2 protein-coding genes and 1 pseudogene are annotated in these 2,521 nt (G+C 45.0%); all 3 read left to right on the forward strand.

The window, feature by feature from the left end; genetic code table 11:
* The first annotated feature begins 182 nt into the window (after positions 1 to 182).
* Positions 183 to 617: a TolC family protein gene (locus tag PLH26_RS21520; RefSeq protein WP_324588073.1), complete on the forward strand. Its 435-nt coding sequence runs from the start codon at positions 183 to 185 to the stop codon at positions 615 to 617.
* A 123-nt stretch (positions 618 to 740) separates the two neighbouring features.
* Positions 741 to 1,736 (forward strand): MBL fold metallo-hydrolase, encoded by a 996-nt coding sequence (locus PLH26_RS21525; RefSeq protein WP_324588074.1) that lies wholly within the window; start codon positions 741 to 743, stop codon positions 1,734 to 1,736.
* Between the two features lie 121 nt (positions 1,737 to 1,857).
* Positions 1,858 to 2,521, forward strand: a pseudogene (locus tag PLH26_RS21530) (hypothetical protein); the annotation flags it as partial.

Consider the following 2,521-nt stretch of genomic DNA (forward strand, 5'->3'; position numbering starts at 1 on the left):
GGGGCTTGCCCATACGGCAACAACAAATCCCGCAGGTGATCACATCCGGTGTACCCGCCAATCTGTTAGCAAGCCGCCCCGATATACAGCAGGCAGAGTTGGAGCTGGCAGCCAGCAAAGCCGATGTTACAGCCGCACGGAAAGCCGTTTAGCCCACGGTTATTCTTACGCCTTACCTGGCTATGAATGCTTTTAAACTACCGCTGCTGTTCAACGGAAGCTCTCTTGCCTATGGATTATTGGGAGGAGTTACACAACCCCTCTTTAACCGGCACCAGCTAAAAGCCGGTTTGGCTGTTGCCAGTGCCGGGCAAAACATTGCATTCTATAATTATCGTCAAAGCATTTTACAGGGTTACCAGGAAGTACTGAGCAGTTTAAAAGGGATAGAGCATTACTTGAAAATTGTTGATCTGAACCAGTCGGAAGTGCAGGTGCTGACCGATGCGGTAAGCACATCTACCGAATTGTACCTGAACGGCTACGCCAGCTACCTGGAAGTGATCACGGCGCAAAAAGGTGTGCTGGAAGCCGAATTAAAACGCACGGCTTCACAAAAGGAATTGCTGACGGTTGTACTGGATCTGTACCGTTCCCTGGGAGGGGGCTGGGAATAAGCAGGCAACAGGGCTTGTTATTGCTTTCGTTACCAATCCGCAAGACTTCTGTTGCCGGGTAAACACTAAATACCGTTGCCGTCATTTTATTTTTAACTTTAAAAAATAAACAACCTGCGGGTAATGCATATTACAGAAAAAATAAAGGGATCTCCCAATTATAAAAAAGGCTCCTTTCAGAATCTTTCCGAAACGCCGGTAATGGCAAAGGACAGTTCATGGTATAAATTAATAAAAGACAGCTTTAGCCGGCCAAAAGAGATCCGGCCTTCGCGGCCGCTTCCATCAATAAAAACGGATCTTAAAAACCTCCATTCAGAAAACCCGGTGATCATCTGGTTTGGACATTCGTCGTATCTTATTCATGTCAGGGGGAAGAATATTCTCGTGGATCCCGTGTTCAGCGGGTATGCTTCACCGGTAAGATTCCTGGTTAAAGCTTTTGCCGGCACAGATATATATACTCCCGATGATCTTCCGCCGATAGACCTCATGATCCTTACGCACAATCACTATGATCATTTTGATACCCATACCATTTCACGGCTTCACGCTAAAACGCGTGCATACTGTGTTCCCCTGGGCGTGCGTGCCGGCTTTCAAAAACCTTATGCTTCTTCTGTAACAGAATTAGACTGGTGGGAAACAGAACGCATAACGAACGACATCGGGATCACTGCAACACCTGCAAGGCATTTTTCGGGACGCGGGTTGAAAAGAGGCGGTTCACTGTGGTGCTCTTTTGTGCTTCGCATGTTTGGTTACACCTTATACATTGGCGGCGATTCGGGATATGATGCACACTTTAGAGAAATAGGAAAAAAATTCGGTGGATTTGATCTGGCGATCCTTGAATGCGGGCAATACAATACTTCATGGCCATTTATACACATGATGCCTGAAGAAACTGTGCAGGCCGGCATAGATCTTAATGCAAAATGGTTACTCCCTGTACACTGGGGAAAATTTGTCCTGGCCAATCACCCGTGGAACGAGCCTGTGACAAGAGCTGTAAAAAAAGCCGCTGAATCAAATGTCAATATCACTACTCCTTTAATTGGTGAACCCGTAATTATAAATGAAAGCTATCCGGCCGGTACCTGGTGGAAGGATTATTAGTTGAATGGCTGACATTGCTTTCATCCCTGATATCAGCAATAATGCACTGCATGCGCTTAACGGCGGGTTAACAATAAAAGAAGCGGCTGGCGGTGCTTTTTGAATAATTAAAAACATATTTGTGCATATTAATTCTCCCAACCGCTTTGGTATGCGTTCCGCCACTTTAAAATGGATAGTGCTTACGGGTGCTGTGGTTATAGGGCTAATCATTGCCATCCAGCTATACTGGCTGAACCATATCTACAAATTAGAGCAGAAGCAGTTTGATACCAATGCGGTAAAAAGCATTCGCGGGCTTTTTGAGGATATCAATCTTTCAGACAGCCATGCCAGCCATTTGCAGCAAATGGTTACCATGCGGCCGTCGCGCAATACTTTTGTTGTAAGGATCGGTAATCTTCCGCATAAAGATACCCTGCTGTTTTATCTGACCCGCGAGCTGATGGATTTCGACATTTTAACAGAATGCAATGTGGCCCTGTATGATAAGACAAAGCAGGACTATATTTTTCGGCAAACCATTGCTTCGCCGGCTTCAGATCCGCCATTGAAGTACGAACCCCTGGAAGTATATCCCACCAGCTACCACTATATTCTTTTGCAATTTCCAGACAGGAGCGGGTATGTTCTGTCGCAAATGAATTTATGGATAATGGGCAGCATTGTTTTGGTGCTGGTATTGATAGGGCTTGCTGTGAGCATGTTCTTTTTTTATAAGCAAAAATTTCTCATAGAAATACAAAAAGACTTTGTAAATAACTTTACACATGAATTTAAAACAC

It is taken from the genome of Agriterribacter sp., assembly GCF_035444585.1.
GTDB lineage: Bacteria > Bacteroidota > Bacteroidia > Chitinophagales > Chitinophagaceae > Agriterribacter.